At 48.0% G+C, this 18,670-nt stretch carries 22 protein-coding genes; 10 read left to right on the top strand and 12 right to left on the bottom strand.

The genetic code is table 11. From position 1 onward, the window contains the following. Positions 1-248 precede the first annotated feature (248 nt). Entirely contained in the window at positions 249-1,223 is a 975-nt protein-coding gene (locus ACXADP_RS15685; protein WP_474971892.1) for a S66 family peptidase, read from the bottom strand. 125 nt (positions 1,224-1,348) lie between these two features. Between ACXADP_RS15685 and ACXADP_RS15680 the strand changes: the two genes are divergently transcribed. Then, positions 1,349-1,537, top strand: coding sequence for a hypothetical protein (locus tag ACXADP_RS15680; protein WP_474971891.1), 189 nt, complete (start codon positions 1,349-1,351; stop codon positions 1,535-1,537). A gap of 48 nt (positions 1,538-1,585) precedes the next feature. Here ACXADP_RS15680 and ACXADP_RS15675 read toward each other — a convergent pair whose 3' ends face one another. After that, positions 1,586-2,458, bottom strand: a complete 873-nt coding sequence (locus tag ACXADP_RS15675) for a DMT family transporter (RefSeq protein WP_474967754.1) — start codon at positions 2,456-2,458, stop codon at positions 1,586-1,588. Positions 2,459-2,573: 115 nt separating this feature from the next. Here ACXADP_RS15675 and ACXADP_RS15670 point away from each other — a divergent pair, with 115 nt between their 5' ends. Together ACXADP_RS15670 and ACXADP_RS15665 are read left to right on the top strand one after the other, a co-directional pair. After that, entirely contained in the window at positions 2,574-2,888 is a 315-nt protein-coding gene (locus tag ACXADP_RS15670) for a hypothetical protein (protein ID WP_474971890.1), read from the top strand. Next, positions 2,885-3,490, top strand: coding sequence for a GNAT family N-acetyltransferase (locus ACXADP_RS15665; protein ID WP_474971889.1), 606 nt, complete (start codon positions 2,885-2,887; stop codon positions 3,488-3,490). The genes ACXADP_RS15670 and ACXADP_RS15665 overlap by 4 nt, the downstream gene beginning before the upstream one ends. Positions 3,491-3,534: 44 nt before the next feature. On the opposite strand, the gene ACXADP_RS15660 is transcribed toward ACXADP_RS15665, so the two are convergent. Then, a complete protein-coding gene (locus ACXADP_RS15660; protein ID WP_474967757.1) occupies positions 3,535-5,007 on the bottom strand; it encodes a SulP family inorganic anion transporter in 1,473 nt (490 codons plus the stop codon). 293 nt (positions 5,008-5,300) lie between these two features. Between ACXADP_RS15660 and ACXADP_RS15655 the strand changes: the two genes are divergently transcribed. Continuing rightward, entirely contained in the window at positions 5,301-5,720 is a 420-nt protein-coding gene (locus tag ACXADP_RS15655) for a universal stress protein (protein ID WP_474967758.1), read from the top strand. A gap of 37 nt (positions 5,721-5,757) precedes the next feature. On the opposite strand, the gene ACXADP_RS15650 is transcribed toward ACXADP_RS15655, so the two are convergent. From ACXADP_RS15650 to ACXADP_RS15640, 3 genes are all read right to left on the bottom strand, one after another. Then, positions 5,758-7,395 carry a putative ABC transporter permease subunit gene (locus ACXADP_RS15650; RefSeq protein ID WP_474971888.1) on the bottom strand — a complete coding sequence of 546 codons (1,638 nt, stop codon included), beginning with the start codon at positions 7,393-7,395 and terminating at the stop codon, positions 5,758-5,760. Beyond that, positions 7,388-8,110: an ABC transporter ATP-binding protein gene (locus tag ACXADP_RS15645; RefSeq protein ID WP_474967760.1), complete on the bottom strand. Its 723-nt coding sequence runs from the start codon at positions 8,108-8,110 to the stop codon at positions 7,388-7,390. The genes ACXADP_RS15650 and ACXADP_RS15645 overlap by 8 nt, the downstream gene beginning before the upstream one ends. Positions 8,111-8,176: 66 nt before the next feature. Beyond that, a complete protein-coding gene (locus ACXADP_RS15640; RefSeq protein WP_474967761.1) occupies positions 8,177-8,677 on the bottom strand; it encodes an N-acetyltransferase family protein in 501 nt (166 codons plus the stop codon). Between the two features lie 81 nt (positions 8,678-8,758). Here ACXADP_RS15640 and ACXADP_RS15635 point away from each other — a divergent pair, with 81 nt between their 5' ends. Together ACXADP_RS15635 and map are read left to right on the top strand one after the other, a co-directional pair. Beyond that, complete coding sequence (locus ACXADP_RS15635) at positions 8,759-9,313, top strand: sugar O-acetyltransferase (RefSeq protein ID WP_474971887.1); 555 nt, start codon at positions 8,759-8,761, stop codon at positions 9,311-9,313. Positions 9,314-9,403: 90 nt separating this feature from the next. Continuing rightward, positions 9,404-10,159 (top strand): type I methionyl aminopeptidase, encoded by a 756-nt coding sequence (gene map, locus ACXADP_RS15630; protein WP_474967763.1) that lies wholly within the window; start codon positions 9,404-9,406, stop codon positions 10,157-10,159. Between the two features lie 563 nt (positions 10,160-10,722). Here the strand turns inward: map and ACXADP_RS15625 are convergent. The 3 genes from ACXADP_RS15625 to ACXADP_RS15615 form a co-directional block, all read right to left on the bottom strand. Further along, entirely contained in the window at positions 10,723-10,920 is a 198-nt protein-coding gene (locus ACXADP_RS15625; protein WP_008634702.1) for a cold-shock protein, read from the bottom strand. A 184-nt stretch (positions 10,921-11,104) separates the two neighbouring features. Further along, positions 11,105-11,956 carry a hypothetical protein gene (locus ACXADP_RS15620; RefSeq protein WP_474967764.1) on the bottom strand — a complete coding sequence of 284 codons (852 nt, stop codon included), beginning with the start codon at positions 11,954-11,956 and terminating at the stop codon, positions 11,105-11,107. A 19-nt stretch (positions 11,957-11,975) separates the two neighbouring features. Then, entirely contained in the window at positions 11,976-12,803 is an 828-nt protein-coding gene (locus ACXADP_RS15615; RefSeq protein WP_474967765.1) for an alpha/beta fold hydrolase, read from the bottom strand. 95 nt (positions 12,804-12,898) lie between these two features. On the opposite strand from ACXADP_RS15615, the gene ACXADP_RS15610 reads away from it, so the two are divergent. Beyond that, the gene (locus ACXADP_RS15610) at positions 12,899-13,684 is read left to right on the top strand and encodes a cobalamin-binding protein (RefSeq protein WP_474971886.1); all 786 of its coding nucleotides are present in this window, start codon (positions 12,899-12,901) and stop codon (positions 13,682-13,684) included. 9 nt (positions 13,685-13,693) lie between these two features. On the opposite strand, the gene ACXADP_RS15605 is transcribed toward ACXADP_RS15610, so the two are convergent. Both ACXADP_RS15605 and nhaC read right to left on the bottom strand, forming a co-directional pair. Next, positions 13,694-14,527 carry an MBL fold metallo-hydrolase gene (locus tag ACXADP_RS15605; RefSeq protein ID WP_474971885.1) on the bottom strand — a complete coding sequence of 278 codons (834 nt, stop codon included), beginning with the start codon at positions 14,525-14,527 and terminating at the stop codon, positions 13,694-13,696. A 182-nt stretch (positions 14,528-14,709) separates the two neighbouring features. Further along, positions 14,710-16,110 carry a Na+/H+ antiporter NhaC gene (nhaC, locus tag ACXADP_RS15600; RefSeq protein WP_474971884.1) on the bottom strand — a complete coding sequence of 467 codons (1,401 nt, stop codon included), beginning with the start codon at positions 16,108-16,110 and terminating at the stop codon, positions 14,710-14,712. A gap of 386 nt (positions 16,111-16,496) precedes the next feature. Here nhaC and ACXADP_RS15595 point away from each other — a divergent pair, with 386 nt between their 5' ends. Both ACXADP_RS15595 and ACXADP_RS15590 read left to right on the top strand, forming a co-directional pair. Beyond that, positions 16,497-17,231, top strand: a complete 735-nt coding sequence (locus ACXADP_RS15595; protein ID WP_474971883.1) for an AzlC family ABC transporter permease — start codon at positions 16,497-16,499, stop codon at positions 17,229-17,231. Further along, the gene (locus tag ACXADP_RS15590) at positions 17,228-17,521 is read left to right on the top strand and encodes an AzlD domain-containing protein (RefSeq protein WP_474967770.1); all 294 of its coding nucleotides are present in this window, start codon (positions 17,228-17,230) and stop codon (positions 17,519-17,521) included. Before ACXADP_RS15595 ends, ACXADP_RS15590 begins: the two co-directional genes overlap by 4 nt. A 59-nt stretch (positions 17,522-17,580) precedes the next feature. On the opposite strand, the gene ACXADP_RS15585 is transcribed toward ACXADP_RS15590, so the two are convergent. Next, on the bottom strand, positions 17,581-17,886 hold the full coding sequence (locus ACXADP_RS15585) for a hypothetical protein (protein WP_474971882.1): 306 nt from the start codon (positions 17,884-17,886) through the stop codon (positions 17,581-17,583). Between the two features lie 233 nt (positions 17,887-18,119). On the opposite strand from ACXADP_RS15585, the gene ACXADP_RS15580 reads away from it, so the two are divergent. Beyond that, positions 18,120-18,656, top strand: coding sequence for an N-acetyltransferase family protein (locus ACXADP_RS15580; protein WP_474967772.1), 537 nt, complete (start codon positions 18,120-18,122; stop codon positions 18,654-18,656). Positions 18,657-18,670 lie beyond the last annotated feature (14 nt).

Here is an 18,670-nt window from a genome sequence, read left to right as displayed (position 1 = left end):
CCAGTGAGAGTTGTCCATTTGTCGTGCAAAGGGTCACATTCCGCTTATTGGTGGATGAATGTTGCGGGCACCCCTCCGCTGACTTGGTCAGGAAGGTCGCCTGCCCAAGTGGATCTTCGGCCCGTGCTGTTCCCGCAGGCATCACCACCGTGCGCTCCACGTGAGCTCAATAGATCCCGGGGCGGAAAGGGATTGGTGCTCTCCTGGTGGCTGTGGAGAACACTCCACAGCTTTAATACACGGTTTTTCTATCCGTGGAGACGGATGTTGACCTGGCTTTTTTCAGCGTGTATTTCTACATATCCTCCAATGGGAAAGGTGAAAATCGGGCTGGTGTGGCCGAAATCAGCTTGAACAATGACAGGGAGGTGAGCAAGCTCCGGTTTGCTTTCAATGACAGCAGTCAGTGTATGAAGATCCATATTTGAAGCCGTTTGGAACCGGCCGATCACAATCCCCTGCACTTGATCAAATCCAGGCTGGTGAATGAGGGACTGCAGGTCGCGATCAAAGGTTTCTGGATTGGAAAGCTCATCATCTTCCAAGAAAAGAACCGTACCGGCAAGCTCCGGCATAAAGGAAGTTCCCTGCAGCAGATTGAACGTACACAGGTTTCCTCCGATCAACGTGCCGGATGCTTTTCCCTCTTGAATGACGACAGGGCCCTGGTTAGGGTGGAACGTACGGTCATCCTGATCAAGGTACCACGCATCATCACTCCATTGAGCAGCTGGTTCGATGTTTACAGGGGCGTTTGTTGTTAACATGATCCGGAAATGCTCCAGCGTATAGTCCAGACCTTTTTCCATACCGAAAGTAGAAAAGTGTGGGCCGCTGTATGTGACCAGTCCTGTTTTATGGTAGATGCTGTTAGCCAGTGCTGTGATATCCGAATACCCACAGAAAATTTTGGGATGGGCTTTGATTAAATCATAATCCAAACGATTCAGCAGCTGGTTGCTGTCGTATCCTCCCAATGTTGTAAGCACAGCTTTAACAGCAGAGTCCTTAAACGCTTCATGAATATCCGAGATTCTGTGATCCACAGGATTGGAAAAAAGGGTCGGTGCTTCTGCTGCATATGTGCTGAAGCTGACTTTAAACCCCATGTCTTTGAAGCGTTGGAGAGCAAGCTTCTGCTGTTCTGGAGCGACGATGGACAAGCTTTTGGCTGGAGAGATGACCCGTATTTCATCCCCCTGTTTTAGTTTTTCAGGTATCATCAGGAGCCCTCCTTTTACGAATCACTTAAATATATCAAAGGAATCGGAAGGTGTCTATGATTTGTTAAAATTTTGAATCTTTAAGGAAAGCTGATTCGTAAAGAAGAAAGAAGGAGGTGGAGAACATGTGGGAAACCATTCTCGGACTTGGGGGCGTCCTTATTTTTTTCACCATGGTTATTGTCTACCTTATACGAAATCCATTAAGAAAGCAGCAAAAGCCCAGCCCGCATCAGAAAAAACGGGATGCCTCGTTTTACGCACCTGGAATCATGGGAGGAGACAGCGGTGATGCAGGAGACAGCGGGGACTGATCCACAGCACAGAAAGGACGGAGCGCAGCCGCTCCGTCCTTTTCCTGTTTATGAGGCCTTCGCCTGTTTTTTTGCTTCTTTATTGTTTTTCAAAAACATGTAAAGGGAAGCACCAAATATAGTGAAATAACCAGCAACACTCAGAAGGTCTGGAATCTGGCCGAACAGAAGAATGCTGATCAGGGCCGAATAAACAACCGTGGAGTAAAAGAAGATGGAAATTTCACGGGCAGGAGCGAATTTATAGGCAATCGTCAGACCAAACTGGCCGAGCGTCGCGAATGCACCGGCACCCAGCAGGTAGGCCCACTGCCTGGCTGTCATCGGTTCATAAAAAGCGATCGTGAACGGCAGCAGGGTGATCGTTGTGAAAAAAGAGAAGTAGAACACGATGGTGTAGAATTTCTCTTTATCCCCAAGGACGCGCAGCAGCGTGTAGGCCCCGGCAGCGAACACCGCAGAAAACAGGCCGGCCGCATATGGAATGAATTCAAGTGAAAATGCCGGCTTGATAATAAGGAGTGTTCCTGCAAAAGCTACGGCAATGGCGATAAGCTGGTACGGTCTCGTCCGTTCTTTTAAAAAGATGGCAGAGAAGATAATTAATAAAAACGGGCTCAGTTTATTCAGCATATCCGCATCGGACAACACAAGGTTATCAATGGCGTAAAAGTATAGAACCATCCCGATGGTACCGAGGGCGGACCTGGAAAGCAGAAGCTTTTGATTTTCCTTCTTTCCGAACAGGCGCTCTTTATTATAGCGAACAAATCCAAAAGCGATGACAGCGGAAACGAGGTTGCGGAACAGTGTCTTCTGCACGGTTGGAACGTCACCGGACAGCTTGACTAAGGCAGCCATCATGGAAAAACCGAACGCTGATATGAGCAGTAATACAATTCCTTTATTACGATTTGTCATGGTTGATGTTCCTCCAGTTGTTCTTAGGTTGTTCAAAAACACCTTAACCATCCTAATACAAATCAAGAGGGATGAAAAGCAGAATTACTTCAATCCTAAAAAAGAAGAGGAGGTCGTGTATAATGGAGACAGACAAAATAGAGAAGGGACGATTGGTGTGATTTGTGCTCATCCCATCATTGTTAAAACACGGACGATCCGTAATAATCAACAGCTTTATGAGGAAAGGGAGGAAAGCCTGGAATTATATGAGGATTCAGTCGTATGCCCGGATGAAACATTCCAGCTTAAGGACGTCCATGATGTGTCCTACAAAGAATTTTCCCAGGGCTCCGGATTTCTTTACCTTCATACAATGAAGGGCGTGCGGACATTTTTAGTGAATGAACATCCCCGTGCATGGATGGAAGCGTTCAGGACAAACGTATGACGAACAGCAGAATACCGTTTGATCTGACTCCGTCGGATGATCATGGGATTCAGATAACCGCAGAAGGGAGACGCCTCTATCTCCGTGAGGTTCTCCCGGAAGACTGGGAGGAATTCCATCCCTACGCTTCAGATCCGGATACCGTTAAATACCAGCCCTGGGGGCCGCATACAGAAACAGAAAGCAGATTTTTTGTCCGTCAGGTGCTGATTGATGCCAGGCAGAAACACCGCTCGCGGTATGTATTTGCGGTTGTGGAGAAAGGCGCCGATCAGGTGATCGGAAATATAGAGTTGAATATCAAGGACTGGGATGGCGTCGGTGAAATCGGCTTTATCATCCACCATCATTACTGGGGGCGGGGATACGCGACAGAAGCCTGCCGTCTGATGCTGGCGTACAGTTTTGACGTGTGTGGTCTCCATCGCGTCACAGCACTGAGCAGTCCGGAAAACAAAGCCTCCCAGCGGGTGCTCGAGAAAATCGGAATGGTTAAAGAGGGAACACTGAGGGAGGATATTTTCGTGAAAGGCGCTTGGAGGGATTCGGCCGTCTATGCGGTTCTCCGGAGGGAGTGGAAAAAAAGAAAAAGCAGGCATTGATTTTCATCAATGCCTGCTTTTCACTTGGCAGCGGCTTCTTCTATTTAATGATTGGATAGGGAAGCATCCGCTTTATGATGGACCGCCAGCTTTTTGACAAGCTGGGAGCTGTCTTTATTGAGCCCGGCGATTTCTACTTCTTTGTCCTGCTCTCTGAACTTCAGGACAAGTTTATCAATCGCAGCTACGGCTGAGTCATCCCACACATGGGCATCAGTGAAATCAATCCGGACCGTATCGGCTTTCACATTAAAGTCGAAATGCTTAAGCAGGCTGTCTGTTGAAGCGAAGAAGACTTGTCCGGATACGTGATAAACAATCCTGCTTGTTGTTTCCTCCACCTGTTCTTCGACGTGGACTTTGGAAATCTTGGACACAAAGAAGATCGCACTCAGGATGACACCAGCCAGGACGCCTTTGGAAAGGTCATGGGTGTAAACAACGGTTCCAACGGTTACTACCATCACGACCGTGTCTGTGATCGGTGTTTTATGCAGTCTCGTCAAGGCACTCCAGTCGAAGGTTCCCACGGACACCATGATCATAATACCGACAAGCACAGCCATTGGAATCTGCACAAGAAGGTCGTTAAAGGCAATAATCAATGTCATCATGAAGACACCGGCCACCAGTGTGGATAATCGTCCGCGTCCTCCTGAGGAAACATTGATGACCGATTGTCCAATCATCGCACATCCGGCCATTCCGCCGAACAGACCGGAAACCACGTTGGCCATGCCCTGTCCGCGGGCTTCTTTGTTCTTATCACTTACGGTATCTGTCATATCATCGACAATCTGAGCCGTAAGCAGTGACTCAAGTAGTCCTACAAAGGCGAGAGCAAGCGATATCGGGAAAATGATCTGCAGCGTTTCAAAGTTTACTGGAATATCAGGTACAAGGAAGATGGGAAGCGTACTTGATAGTTCTCCCATATCTCCAACGGTCTTAAAGCCGGCTCCTGTTGTTACGGCAATAATCGTCATAACGACGATGGCGACAAGCGGAGATGGGACAGCTTTTGTAAACCTTGGCAGTAGATAAATGATAGCAAGAGACCCTGCAACCATGGCGTACATAGCAAGACCTGCGCCCTCAAAGTGAATCAGCTGGGACGAGAAAATCAAGATGGCCAGGGCGTTTACGAAACCGATCATCACCGATCTCGGGATGAATTTCATGAACTGTCCGATTCTTAAGGCACCAAGAATAAACTGCAGGATACCCGTCAGAATAGTGGCGGCCAGCAGGTATTCAAGTCCGTGATCCTTCACAAGCGTCACCATAAGCACAGCCATCGCTCCTGTTGCGGCCGAAACCATTCCAGGCCGTCCCCCTACAAAAGCAATGACAACAGCGATACAGAAGGAAGCGTACAATCCTACCATGGGGTCGACTCCAGCGATGATAGAGAAAGCGATCGCTTCAGGAACAAGGGCCATGGCGACGACCATACCTGAAAGCACATCGTTTTTTACGTTTCCAAACCATTGTTGTTTTAATGTTTGTGTGTTCAATTGCGCACCTCTCTCTTAAATTTTGTCTGTATTACCCTTGGCAATACGTAATTCCGGCAAGAACGTTCAGATTATATCACCTATCGAAGGAATTACATAACCCCATGTAAGCGCATAAATAAACTTTTTTCTCTTTTATTCTTCAAATATCTCTATGAAACTCTTATTTGTCTGTAGGCGGAATTTTTTCTGGATGGAGGGTTCCAATATGTGGGAGATGGTGCGTGTCTTCAATTATTTACATGGGCTTCACAATCCATGGTAAAATGATGAAAAAGAAGGGGGGAGCGGTCATGTATAAACACATATTGATCGCGGCCGATGGGTCCGATCATTCCATACGTACAGCAGAACGAGCGGCAGAGCTTGCCGGGCTCCAGATGGGGGCAAAGATCACCATCATTTATGTGGTCGATGTCGACCAGTCTAAAACCGATGTCCTGACACAGGGAGACAAAACAGTGATCGATCAGAAGCGGAAAGAAAGACTGGAGCCGATCGAAGACGTCCTCCGCGGCAAAGATATCTCTTATGAAATTGTCATCCGTCATGGAGAACCCGGGCCAACCATCGTTCATTACGCCAATGATCATGCCTTTGATATCGTCATTATCGGCAGCCGGGGATTGAATGCTCTCCAGGAAATGGTTCTTGGCAGTGTCAGTCATAAGGTGGCTAAACGGGCCAAATGCCCCGTTATGATTGTGAAATAAAAACAGGCAGAAGAGGCAATCTCTTCTGCCTGTTTTTTTACAGCAGGTTGTGGTAGCGTCGTTCCGTTAACTTCTTCATGGCCGTCTGCATAAGAAATGCCAGCAGCAGAAAGATGATGAATAAAGCACCTGTTACCGGCCAGAGCCCCTGCAGACTGTTGATATTCCAGACAATCACTATAATCACGCCAAAGACAAGGGCTTCAATGGCGAGGGGAACAATTCCGATGAAACGACCCTTGAATACTTCACGCTCATCTGTCCAGTCCAGTTTCGGGCTGTATAGATCCACCATCACGCCGGCAGCAGAAGCAATCCAGCTTATGAGGAGGGACAGGATGAACCATGCTGTCCAGATGAACAGAGGGATTTTTATGACCCATAAAGCGGCTGCGCTCAAAATAACCAAGGAGATGGCATTCAGCAGATAGGCCGTCAGCATTTTACTCGTGATTACCTTTGACGGTGGAATAGGCAGATACAGATGATTGAACCAGCTTTTCCCATCCCTTGAAATCGAAGAGATGGAAGCAGGGTTCGATCCAAAAACAACGACCGAAAGCCCGACAGAGGCCAGAATGACGAATTTTCCGTTCATTCCGGCCAGCTGAGTGCCGGCTCCCCCAAGCGGTCCATCCATTTCCATGATGATCAGCACAATGGCTAGTACAGGCAGAATTAAACTTTGCACAAAGACTTGGGTGAAGAAGGTGGGGGTGCGTAAAATCAACAGGACTTCTTTTTTGAAGAGACTGTAGATCATAGGCTTTTTCTTCACATAAGCTTCGACTGTATCCTCAGTAAACGTGTTCCTTTTTCCACCGGATAAACCGAGTACGCCTTTGAAATAAAGCTTCTGGCCGATAGTAAAGAAGAGAGCAATCCCTCCTGCGGATAGTGCGGTCATCAATACGAGAAAAAGGATACCCTGTATGGACGCAGGGGCGGCGAGGGCTGAACTGCTTATATAAGCAGTAGGGAAGAACTTCGTCACTAATCCGAGCAGGTCTCCCTGTTCAGCCGCCAATTGATACATATTCTGGCTGCCGCCCTCCAGACGGATCACAACATTGATTCCGATAACGAATCCAAAACCAAGAAGTCCAGCAATGACTTTGCTTCGGTCCTTGTTTTTCGAGATATTGACAAAACGCATCATGAACATGATGGCAATGGCAGTCAAAACAAAGGGAAGCACCGGAAGCAGAAGCCAGACAAGGAAGGCGGAGCTGTAATAAAGCAGTCCCGCACCGCTGTGAAGACCGTAAAACGCAAGCCCGGGGAGCAGAATGACCGCATTCACCCCGTAAAGGGACAGAAATGGAACGGCTGCTTTTCCAGCTGCTATTTGATAAGGGTGAAAAGGGAGCGGTACAAACGATTCCACATCCTCTGCAAAATAAAAAGATGATAAAACGGTACCTATGCTGATAAAACAGTAAAAAACGGTCATTAAGACAAATAAAACCCCAAGGATGACCGCTTCATCCCCTGCCGGGCTGAAGGCCGCATACATGGCTGCGATCAGTTCGTTCAACAGTGTAAGAATCAACAGCCCGAAGGGGATCATGAGGACGGCTAAGATGAGGTAGCCTGTTTTTTCTGATGTACTGCGGTGAGCGAAAGATAACTGCATCTTCACCATCAACTTCATCAGCTTCCACGTGTTACTCATTTTGTGTCAGCTCCAAAAACAGCTTCTCAAGATTGTTGTCCTCCTGGAACTGCTGCTTCATTTCTTTCATACTTCCTCTGAATTGAACATGTCCTTTGTTGATAATAGCCACCTCGTCACATAACTGTTCAACGACTTCCAGCACATGGGTGGAGAAAAAGACGGTCTTTCCTTTGGCTGCGTGTTCCCGCATCATTTCTTTCAATGTATAGGAAGACTTAGGATCAAGGCCGGTTAACGGCTCGTCAAGAATCCATACATCAGGATCATGCAGAAGCACACCACTGACAACGATTTTCTGACGCATGCCGTGCGAATATGTATGAATCTGATCATTCAGTGCTTCATAGATGTCGAAGCTTTTCGTTAAGTATTCGATTTTCTCTTTTCGGACGTTTGCCGGTACATCAAAAACATCACCGATAAAATTCAAGTATTCCATGCCCTTTAATCGGAGAAAGATGTCTGAGCGGTCCGGAACATAGCCGAACTGATGCTTGGCTTTCATAGGGTCAGTGCTGATATCCACGCCGTTCATGGATATGGAGCCTGCATCCAGCGGCAGGATCCCCGTCATCATTTTGATCGTTGTCGACTTTCCAGCACCGTTGGGACCGAGAAAGCCGAAGATTTTCCCGTCCGGGACCGTCAAATCCAAGTCCTTGACGGCTGCTTTACCGGCGAAGTTTTTAGTTGCCTGCTTGATTTCAATCATTCCATCCCTTCCTTTTTCAGGAGCTTATGAATGGTATACGAACGGTAGCTTTTATCCGTTTCAATTTCACAGAAAAAGTTCATAATGCTCCTCATCTAAATAACCTGTGGGAAGTTTGATTGCTTGCTTCTCCACGCCCCAGCATCGAAAACCGAGCTTTCGATACAGCTCTCTTGCCGGGGTGTTTTCTGTAACAACGCTGAGGTGAAGGAGTTCGACTTCCACTGCCCGGGCATGCTGGATCAGTTCTTCCAAAAGCAGCATGGCTCCTCCAGTCCGCCTTACCTCCGGTGTGATGTACATCGCAACGATGGATGCTTTATGTCTGAACTTCGGGTGTGTTTCCCGTACCAGTGTGACTACCCCAGTCAGTTTTTCTCCTGAAAAAAGTCCGAAGGTTCTGGTGTCTTTACCCTCCAGCCGTTCTGCGGTCGTTTCGATCGGGTCCGGCTTCTGCTTTTCCTGTTCGTAGGTCGTAATAAAAGCGTCCGGATTTGTAAGCAGAGCTTCGAGTCTTAACTCATAGTAGGCTTCTGCATCTGAACGGTTCAATTCGCGCGTCTCCATAGGCTTTGCCTCCTTTTGTTGTTCCTAGCCTAGCCGAAAACTATGATAAAGTAAAGACATCAAAACCACAGGAGGGATCGTATGTCAGAGAAGGGAAAAATGGTGAGTGGTGAACTGTATCAACCCTGGGACGATGAACTGGTGATGGAAAGATCGCGCGCCAGGCAGATCACCCACGCATTGAACCAAACGAAGAATACGGAGGAGCATTACCGATCTCAGTTGATCGAAGACCTGTTTGGAACAATTGCCGGGGAGATGACCCTGGAACCGCCTTTTTACTGTGATTATGGTTACAATATTCATGTAGGAGACAGGTTCTTTGCTAATTTTAACTGTGTCTTTCTTGATATATGTCCGATTACGATCGGAGACCGCGTCCTGATTGGACCGAACGTTCAGTTGTACACCGCTCTGCACCCTATGGACAGGGAAACAAGAGCAAAGGGGCTGGAGTCCGGGCGGCCGATTACCATCGGTGATGATGTGTGGATCGGAGGAGGAGCGATTATCAATCCCGGAGTTACCATTGGAAACAATGTCGTGATTGGTTCAGGGGCAGTTGTCACCAAGGATCTCCCGGATCATGTTTTCGCCGCCGGCAGCCCTGCAAAGGTCATCAGGACAGTCGAATAAGGCTCCGGGGTAGTTTTGCCGGTATTTTTTCGTTATCATACAGAGGGATACTTGCATACGTAATAAGAAAAAAGAGAGGATTGTATCACTATGATTAAACGTAAGAGTCAAAGAGAAATTGAAAACATGCGCGAGGCCGGTAAGCTGCTGGCTGATGTCCATAAACAACTGCGCACCTTTATTAAGCCGGGTGTCACAACGATGGAAGTCGAAAAATTCGTGGAAAAATATTTAGCTGAACGCGGAGCTACCGGAGAGCAGAAGGGATATCAAGGGTACGAATTCACCACATGTGCTTCCATCAATGACGAAATCTGCCACGGGTTCCCACGCGATGAGAAGTTGAAAGAGGGCGATATCGTCACCATCGATATGGTCGTCAACTTGAATGGTTACCTCGCGGACTCTGCCTGGACACATGCCGTGGGAGAAATCAGTGAAGAAGCTCAAAAATTGATGGATGTAACGAAAACATCTCTTTATAAAGGAATCGAGCAGGCTGTACCGGGTAAACGGATCGGTGATATCGGCCACGCGATCCAGGCATATGCGGAAGGTGAAGGGTATTCGGTTGTCCGTGATTTCACCGGACACGGAATCGGCGAATCCATCCACGAAGATCCTTATATCCCTCACTTCGGTGCTGCCGGCAAAGGAGCACGTCTGAAAGAGGGAATGGTCATCACCATCGAGCCGATGATTAACATCGGAGACTGGGCAAGTCAGATGGATGAGAACAATTGGACGGCACGCACGGTTGATGGGACGTTATCCGCGCAGTATGAACATACGGTGGCTATTACAAAAGACGGCCCTGTCATCTTGACTGAACAGGAAGATGAATAAATAAAAAAGGAACAGCTGTGAGCTGTTTCTTTCAGCTTGTAGAGAAACCTCTGTTTCTTTACAAGCTTTTTTCTTTCTTTCCGCGGACGAGCGCCCGAGCTTCCTCGCAACACCCACGCTCGGCGATCTCTACTCGTTCTTCCGCAGGAGTGGAAGAGGCACCGCTCCTTGGGAAATTTTAAAGTCGAAAAAAACAAGGCTGTCGAGACTTTCTCGACAGCCTGAGGAACAGCTGTGAGCTGTTCCTTTTTTATTTTAAGCTCTGTTAAAGTCTGTTGTTGATATTTTAAACGATTACTAAATCGTTTCCGCTGGAATTAGGGGTCCGGTCTGCTATTTACTCAGAGCATGGGATGGCAGGGAAAACCGTCCGCTTTCCGCGGCTCACGGTACCTCACGGAAAGGGAGTCATTCCCAAGGCCGCCTCCTACAAATCCCATGACAGAAAGGGGTGATGATAGGAGCTCACATGTTAAATAACAACACCAAGCAATAACAGAGCCTTATTTTAAAAACAAGACATAAAAAAAACTCCCCTCGAAAGGGGAGTTTTTTATACGTTCTTATTTTTGAACGTTAGCTGCTTGTGGTCCACGCTGACCTTCTTCAATTTCGAAAGTTACGACTTGACCTTCTTCAAGAGTTTTGAATCCTTCTTCTTGAATAGCGGAGAAGTGAACGAAGACGTCGTCTTGACCTTCTACTTCAATGAAACCGAAACCTTTTTCTGCGTTAAACCATTTTACTGTACCTTCGACCATGTACAAAAACCTCCTGCGTGGAGAAACTCCACATTGTATTACTATTCTTGCTCATTCAAGTCCATCAAGACGACATCTTGCGAAACATCTTCTCTTGCATGACACTCATCGAACAACGAATAATTAACCATAGTATAACAGATGGGCAAAAGGAATGAAAGCCCTATTACAAAAAAGTTCCTTTTTACTCCTGGGGCTGGGTCATATAGGCCTGATTCATTAATGAAAGCAGGGAACGTTCCACAAGAATATCGACTTCCTCAGGAGCGATGCGGGCCAGTTCATACAACGGCTTCCCCTGTTCGAGAAGGTGCTGGATGACAAGCCACCCTGTGTAATTGGCTTCTTTTTCAAATCCTGATGCACCGGTACCTTTGGTAAAAGAGTAGAGGGCCTCGTAATCTGTGCGGTGCAGATGGGGCTGAATGTTCATCATGACCCGGTTCGGTTCGCGGCTGCAGTTTTCTTCATCCCAGCTGAAGTAAGGATCTGATATCCCGCTTTCCTCCAGCACTTCCAATGTCGTATGGATCGCCAGCCCCTCCTGAAAGATCAGCTGCCCGAGGGTACGGGTATGGCTGGGGGCGAGTCCGGACTGGCGGCAGTGAACGACTCTGGCCAGCTCCTGAATCAAACGTGTCTGACCACCGGGCAGTTCGACAGGGAAGCAGAGAATGTATTGATGATTTTCCTGGATGATGAAAGGATCCGTTTCAAATGTTCCGACAAAAAAGAGTACGTTTACATCAACGTAGGTGGTGCTGTGCAGAATTTGTTTAATATGATCCACGTGCTCATTCATTTCCAACGGACTGATATCGAAGTATTGAATTTTATCATAGACGTGATTGTACTTGTTCCAGGCATACTCCACCATTTCCTTTGCGAGCTGCCCTTGTTGATACCCCGGCGGTGTATGAGGGAAATCATAATATTCCATCCATAATTCATGACGCTTATGAGGGGGTTCTCGATAAGCCTGGTCATAAAACGTTAAGAAACGATCCAGCATTTGTGAGCACCTTACATCATCCATGGTGATCCCTCCGAATGTTTTAGGATTGATTTAGAAATTCCAGCCGTTTATTCCAAACATCATGAGCATCTTTTCCAATCCAGATCAAATGACTGTCAGCATTGACTTCGTAGATTTCACAATCGGGTACCGTCGATTTCAACAACAGGGCGTTTGTATAAGGGACGCTGCGGTCTTTCTGTGAGTACATGCCGAGAACAGGGACATTCAGCTCATCCAGGTTCGTTACATCATGGTCAAGGTCAAGGATAAAGCCTCTGCCGGGCTGGGAGGTGGCGAGCATATCATAGATGAACCGCCGGTCATTGGCCGATAAATGATTGAGGTAATCCTCCACATCTTCGGTCGTCATATCAGCAAGAAGCTGCTTCATGACAAGGTCAGGGAAAAGTTTAAGCATAAACTTGAGGCTGCCTGTGACCATTTTTTCTGCGGGACCGAACAGCAGCATCGCCTTTTTCCGGGCCTTTCGATCCCATGCCCCCGTCAGCGCTGCTTCAAGAACAAGCCGGTCCACCCTCTCCGGGTAGCGGGAAGCTAGAGCGATTCCGCTTGGTCCTGCTGCAGACACAGCAATGACATGGACGCGTTCCAAATTTAAATAATCAAGCACCTCAACCATTGTATCTGCGAATTCATCCGGTGTTCGGCCTGTCGAGGGTTCTGTGTAGTCGTAACCAGGCCGGGAAATCGTCAGCAGTGAGAATCCTTCATATACAAGGCTGCTGTGGGATAAATCTGTATCTCTGCTGCAGTGTCCACCTTTCAACAGCAGCACAGGAGGACCTTCTCCGATATATGTAAATTCCACTATTCCGTTTGTTGAATCAAGGAGTGTCGTGGTCATGGGCTCATCCCTTTCTTTCTTTTTCCATACACTAAATATAAGCTATAATAAAAGAAAATGAAACATCAGACAATTCTGTTAATAGGGGTGGAAAAGTGAGAATCGTGTCGATATGTCCAAGCAATACTGAAATTGTCGCCTATCTGAATCAGACCCACCTGTTGGTTGGTGTCGATAATTATTCTGATTATCCGGAACAAATCAGGAAGCTTCCAAAGCTCGGCCCTGATTTATCCATAGATATACAAAAAACGGCAGAGCTGAAGCCGGACTTGGTCCTGGCTTCGCTGTCTGTACCGGGCATGGAAAAAAATATTGAAGGGCTTGAAAAAGCCGGTCTTCCTTATATCATCATCGATTCCAACAGCCTGGCAGAGATTGGGGAGGATGTCCGTCGTGTCGGCAGAGAGCTCGGGATGGGAGAGGAGGCCGATCATAGAGCGGATGAGTACCGGGATGAATTGGATCGTTTGATGGAAAAGGCTTCTCTTGCTGAGGTAAAGCCTGCGTTGTACTGGGAATGGTGGCCCAAGCCGGTTTTTACTCCGGGTGGAAAGAACTGGTTGACGGAAATCAGCCGCCTGGCCGGAGCTGAAAATGTCTTTGCAGATCAGGATACGGCCAGTTTTCAAACGGACTGGGAAGAAGTGAAGAATCGTAACCCTGACCATATCTGCATGGTATGGGTGGGGGTGAAGGAAGAAAAAATGAACCCGGATCTTCTTAGAAAACGCCCGGGATGGCTGGAGATAAAGGCTGTGAAAAACGACAGGATCCATGTCCTGGAGGAATCATTATTCTGTCGTCCAAGTCCAAGACTGCTGGAGGGGCTGGCAAAGTTGACGAATGTCCTGCAAAAAGAAATCGACGAGCATGGATAAGCTCGTCGTTTAGTGAAGTTTCCTTTTATGCTTAGGAACAGCCAGCTCGCGGAAATTGGACGCGAGTTCCTTGAGTTGATGGCTGAGGGCTTCCCCTGACATAGGGAGCCCGTGCCCAGTGATCGCGGTGACCGGGTTCAAGGCCGCTAATTTCTGTACGGATTTTTCAGCTTCCTCCCAATTGTGAGTAAAGTAGGCCGGGGGTCCATGAACATGCTGATGCTGAATGAAAACGGCCATGCTGGATTCTTGTTTTACAGTAATAAAGGCATCTCCAGCAAGAAGGGTGCCATCGTCCGGACGGTATAGTGCGACATGCCCCGGTGTGTGACCGGGGGTGTGGATGACCTGCCAGTCAGGGAGTGAGGGGATTTTCCCATCGTTCGGAATGGAATGGATATAGCGGCTCAAATCCGGCTGATGTGTAGGGAAGAATGGGGAAATCAAAGCAAAAAAACCTCCACCAACTGTGGCATCGCCTACAGGGTAATCCCGTTGATTGGTCACATAATCCATTTCCATTGGATGAATAAAAATGGGGACATTCCAATGGTCTGCCAGTTTTTTTGCTGAACCTACATGATCGAAATGGCCGTGGGTCAAGATGATCGCTTTAGGGGGTCTGGATCCATAGCGTTTTTCCGCAGCTGCTATGATCCTTCTGCTGTAATGGCTGATTCCACAGTCGACAAGGACCCAGTCCTCTGTCTGTTCTTTTCCTATAAAGATGACATTGACAATCAATGTACGGTAGAAGGCGACATCGTCAAGAACTTGTTCAGCTTCTGCCTGTTCCATATCTAAATGATGATCCTGTTGTTCTCCATGCTTCTCCTGGTCCACACCTGTCACCTCTTTCATATTCTCTACAGGTTAGTGTGGGAAATGATCGCACGGATTATGCAATAGAAAAAGGACGTACCCTCTGGTGGATACGTCCCTGTTTTAGGATGGCTGCTTTTCCTTCTACTATCCGTAGATGGTTCATTTTTCATCATCCAGCCAAAAAGTGGAAGTGCTTCCGATTAGTTCGCCTTATGATAAGACGGATTGGCTGCCGAAGCTATCGTTTTTCCTGTCAATCCGTACAAGATGGTAAGGATTGGGGATAACAGGCAGAAGAATGCAAATGGAAGATAATCAAGGACCGGTACACTCAGCACACCGGAAAGGAATACGCCGCACACACTCCATGGGACAAGAGGATTAATGACTGTTCCTGCATCCTCCAGTGTCCTGGACAGGTTTTTACGTGCGAGTCCCGCTTTTTCATATACATCCTGATAGGCTTCTCCTGTCAGCAGGATGGAAAGGTACTGTTCGCCAATCGCGATGTTGATACCGATCGCTGTAAATGCGGTGGAAAGCGTCGCTGACCTTGCTGATTTCAGTGAATCCTGTACTCGAGACAGTATGGCCGGGATGATTCCGGTAACGAAAAACAAACCGCCGAGAGCCAGTGCTAAAATCACGAGGGAAACCGTAAAGAGCATACTGTTCATTCCGCCCCTTGTGAGTAGTTCATTGACCACTTCCACCTCTGTGCTTCCTTCGAACCCACTGAACCATGTCTGCCACAAAGCCGTCCACGGCAGGACTTCTCTAAACCCGGCCAGAACCGTAGCCGTCAGACTGCTGACAGCCAGAGAAATGAAGGCTGGACGTTTAGTCATGGTCATGGCAACGAGGACAAGGACTGGAATCCAGGATGTCCAGTGCATTAAGCCTGATGCAGCCAGTCCGTTCTGGAAGTTATCGAGCTGTTCAACGTCCGGGTTTCTGTCCGGAGATAGGAAGATGAACAGAACGAACGTGATGATGAAGGCCGGGATTGTTGTCCACGCCATATTTTTAATGTGATCGAACAAGTCCACTTTTACAACCGTGGAAGCAAGGTTGGTTGTATCAGAGAGCGGTGACATCTTGTCTCCGAAAAATGCGCCGGAGACGACGGCTCCTGCAGTCATTGCAAGGGAGACGTCCATGGATCCGGCCACCCCCATGAAGGCCACACCGACGGTAGCAGCTGTCGTGAATGAGCTTCCGAGGGCCACACCGATGACAGCCGTAACGGCAAAAATGATGGCCAGGAACCAAGGGCCGTCCGCAATCGTAAATCCGGCGTCCATAAGGACAGGGATGGTACCCGCGGCCATCCAGCTGGATATAAGGATACCGATGACGAAGAACAGGAGTACCGCTCCCATTCCTGTCTGCGCGCCCTGAGTCATCCCGTACTGCAGGTCTTTAAAGGAGTTTTTCTTTAATAACCCATACGTAAGCATAAGGAGAATGCCTAAAAGAATCGGGATATGTGGAGCGGTCTGCAGAGAGATGATAAAATAACTGATTACTCCAATAGTCAGAACGAGCATAACTATGGATTCTACCAAGGATGGCAGGTGTTTTGGCTGTAAATGAAACATGTTTCTTCCTCCTCTAATCCATACAAAAAAGCTTCGTCCCAAAGAAAGGGACGAAGCATCGCTCCGCGGTACCACCCTTATTGGTAAAGAAACATTTCTTTACCCGCTCTTGTGGTTGTATCATTTGAACCGTACCCTGTAATTCAAAGGAAGCCGGCCCGGATTTTCACCATCCATCCGGTCTCTGCTGGCTGTCTGACTGCCTTTTACTGCGGAGTACTTGATACAAAAAATCTTCTTTGCTTAAACGCTTTTCCGTAATGAAGTAAGTTGCATTTATAATATAAGAGCACCAGTGCGATGTCAACATTTTTTCATTGAAAAATCTTTCCATCATCCTCATCGATTGGGTATAATAGTGGAAATTTCAGAAAGGAGGTGCCCCTATGGAAACCCATGCTTTCAAACACGCCCATTCCTCTTCACGGATGCATATGGTGCAGAGAGGAATCACGGCCGGCTTTCCCATTATGCTCGGATATCTGCCAGTAGCTTTGACATATGGGGTGCTCGCTGGACAATCCGGCATCACGAATTTGGAATTGACATTGATGAGCGTGCTCGTGTTTGCTGGAGCTGCCCAGTTTCTTGCTGTTGGAATGGTGGCTGCCGGGACAGGGTTCGTTGAAATTGTTACGGCTGTGTTTGTTTTGAATTTCCGCCATTTCGTGATGGGGCTTTCCTTCGTGAACCGGCTGAAAACGATGGCTCTTCGCGCCAAGATCCCGTTAACGCTCGGGCTGACAGATGAAACGTTTGCGGTTTCGACCCTCTACAAAAAGGAAGCTGCGGAACCTAATGGCGCTTATTTTTATGCTTCCCTTATGCTGACTGCCTACGCTTCCTGGGTGGGAGGGTCCTTCTTGGGAGGGGTGCTTGGTGATGTGATTCCTGCAAGGCTGAGTGACAGCATGGGTGTCGCTCTTTATGCGATGTTCATCGGACTCTTAATTCCTTCTGTGAAAAGAAATGGGCGGATTGCCATAATCGCTGTGACCGCTCTCCTCATTAATTATCTTTGTCAAAGGATGGGGATGAATCAAGGATGGGCCATTGTTGCCGGCACGCTTGTAGGTGGTCTGAGCGGGATTTGGATTCTAGGAGAGGAGGAGGAATCATGATCATCTGGATGATTATTGGGATGGCCGTCGTTACAGCTGTTCCCAGATTTCTGCCTGCGTTCATTGTGGATGTTGCTGCTTTTCCACGCTGGGTGGATCGATGGTTGAACGCTATTCCGTACGCCGCTTTAGGAGCGCTCATTTTTCCAGGCATCCTGACAGTGAAACCAGATGCACCGCAGGTAGGGGTTGCTGCGGGTCTTGCTGCTGTGCTGCTGGCCTGGCTGAATATACATATCATCTTTGTAGTTTTGGGATCCATCGGGACTGTTTTTCTATTAACAGTATAAGCACACCCGCCCAGTGGATGCATATCGTATAGGGATACTTCCGAGAAAGGAATTGATCGTTATGCATCGACAATTTGGCTTTCCTTTTGGGCAGATCTTCGGATTTCCTGGAGGAGGACCTGGTGGTCAGCCTCCCCAAGGGCCTCCACCTGGAGGGCCCGGTGGTGGACCAGGCGGACCGGGTGGACCAGGCGGATCAGGAGGGCCTGGAGGGCCCGGAGGACCCGGTGGCGGACCGGGCGGACCGGGAGGCCCCGGCGGAATGCTGCCGCCTCCACCTCCAGCACCTCCATCCGGAGGACAGGGAGCGGAGTTGTATGCCGTTGATCCCGGCTCCCTGTATGGATGTTTGTACCGTTATACATGGATCCGTCTTGTCAATGGAAGGTCGTTCTGGTTTTATCCAACCTACATTGGAAGAACATCTGTAGCGGGTTACCGCTGGCGCCCCGGTCAGCAGCGGTGGGTTTATTCGGGATTCGATACACGCAGGATCTCCAGTTTTTCCTGTCGATAATTGTGAACAAAGAGATGATGCCGTACGTTGCATCATCTTTTTGTTACAATAAAGAAAATATATAAGAAGAAGGTGAACGGAATGCCTCACGTCAGGGAAGCGCGTTTTGAAGATGCCGCGACGATAGCGGACATTCATGTGAAGAGCTGGAAATCCACATATAAGGATCTGATTGATGAAAGGGATATTAGTAATACAACACTTGAGCATAGAATCACATTATGGGAAACCATTCTGCGAAAACCTTTGAATGGTCAGATTGCCTTCGTCATCGAAAATGATGAAGGACAAGTGGTAGGTTTCGTTTCCGGAGGGAAAGAGCGGACGAAGAACTATGGGTATGATGGAGAAATCTATGCCATCTATCTCCTGGATGAGTATCAGGGGAAAGGCTATGGGAAAATACTGCTGCAGACTTTTGTACGCGGAATGGGGGAGGCTGGTTATCAATCGCTTCTTGTCTGGGTGTTGACCCGGAATCCGTCCAGTCAGTTTTACATAAAATATGGAGCGGACCCCGTAGAAGCAGAAAAAGTGACGATTGGTCAAGGTACCTATGAGGAAACGGCGTATGGATGGAAAGATCTCCATACACTGGAAGAAGCGCTGACGGTATAGCAAAAGCTCCCGCT

It is taken from the genome of Halobacillus sp. AWH4_228 (assembly GCF_056158365.1).
This window is presented reverse-complemented; position numbering and strand designations above follow the sequence as displayed.

Coding starts and splice junctions, on each gene's coding strand:
- ACXADP_RS15590 (WP_474967770.1), top strand. CDS start 17,228: ATGATCATCTGGATGATTATTGGGATGGCCGTCGTTACAGCTGTTCCC.
- ACXADP_RS15640 (WP_474967761.1), bottom strand. CDS start 8,677: ATGGAGACGCGCGAATTGAACCGTTCAGATGCAGAAGCCTACTATGAG.
- ACXADP_RS15655 (WP_474967758.1), top strand. CDS start 5,301: ATGTATAAACACATATTGATCGCGGCCGATGGGTCCGATCATTCCATA.
- ACXADP_RS15580 (WP_474967772.1), top strand. CDS start 18,120: ATGCCTCACGTCAGGGAAGCGCGTTTTGAAGATGCCGCGACGATAGCG.
- ACXADP_RS15675 (WP_474967754.1), bottom strand. CDS start 2,458: ATGACAAATCGTAATAAAGGAATTGTATTACTGCTCATATCAGCGTTC.
- ACXADP_RS15635 (WP_474971887.1), top strand. CDS start 8,759: ATGTCAGAGAAGGGAAAAATGGTGAGTGGTGAACTGTATCAACCCTGG.
- ACXADP_RS15625 (WP_008634702.1), bottom strand. CDS start 10,920: ATGGTCGAAGGTACAGTAAAATGGTTTAACGCAGAAAAAGGTTTCGGT.
- ACXADP_RS15645 (WP_474967760.1), bottom strand. CDS start 8,110: ATGATTGAAATCAAGCAGGCAACTAAAAACTTCGCCGGTAAAGCAGCC.
- ACXADP_RS15680 (WP_474971891.1), top strand. CDS start 1,349: ATGTGGGAAACCATTCTCGGACTTGGGGGCGTCCTTATTTTTTTCACC.
- ACXADP_RS15650 (WP_474971888.1), bottom strand. CDS start 7,395: ATGAGTAACACGTGGAAGCTGATGAAGTTGATGGTGAAGATGCAGTTA.
- ACXADP_RS15615 (WP_474967765.1), bottom strand. CDS start 12,803: ATGACCACGACACTCCTTGATTCAACAAACGGAATAGTGGAATTTACA.
- nhaC (WP_474971884.1), bottom strand. CDS start 16,110: ATGTTTCATTTACAGCCAAAACACCTGCCATCCTTGGTAGAATCCATA.
- ACXADP_RS15685 (WP_474971892.1), bottom strand. CDS start 1,223: ATGATACCTGAAAAACTAAAACAGGGGGATGAAATACGGGTCATCTCT.
- ACXADP_RS15585 (WP_474971882.1), bottom strand. CDS start 17,886: ATGTATAACGGTACAAACATCCATACAGGGAGCCGGGATCAACGGCAT.
- ACXADP_RS15620 (WP_474967764.1), bottom strand. CDS start 11,956: ATGGATGATGTAAGGTGCTCACAAATGCTGGATCGTTTCTTAACGTTT.
- ACXADP_RS15595 (WP_474971883.1), top strand. CDS start 16,497: ATGGAAACCCATGCTTTCAAACACGCCCATTCCTCTTCACGGATGCAT.
- ACXADP_RS15665 (WP_474971889.1), top strand. CDS start 2,885: ATGACGAACAGCAGAATACCGTTTGATCTGACTCCGTCGGATGATCAT.
- map (WP_474967763.1), top strand. CDS start 9,404: ATGATTAAACGTAAGAGTCAAAGAGAAATTGAAAACATGCGCGAGGCC.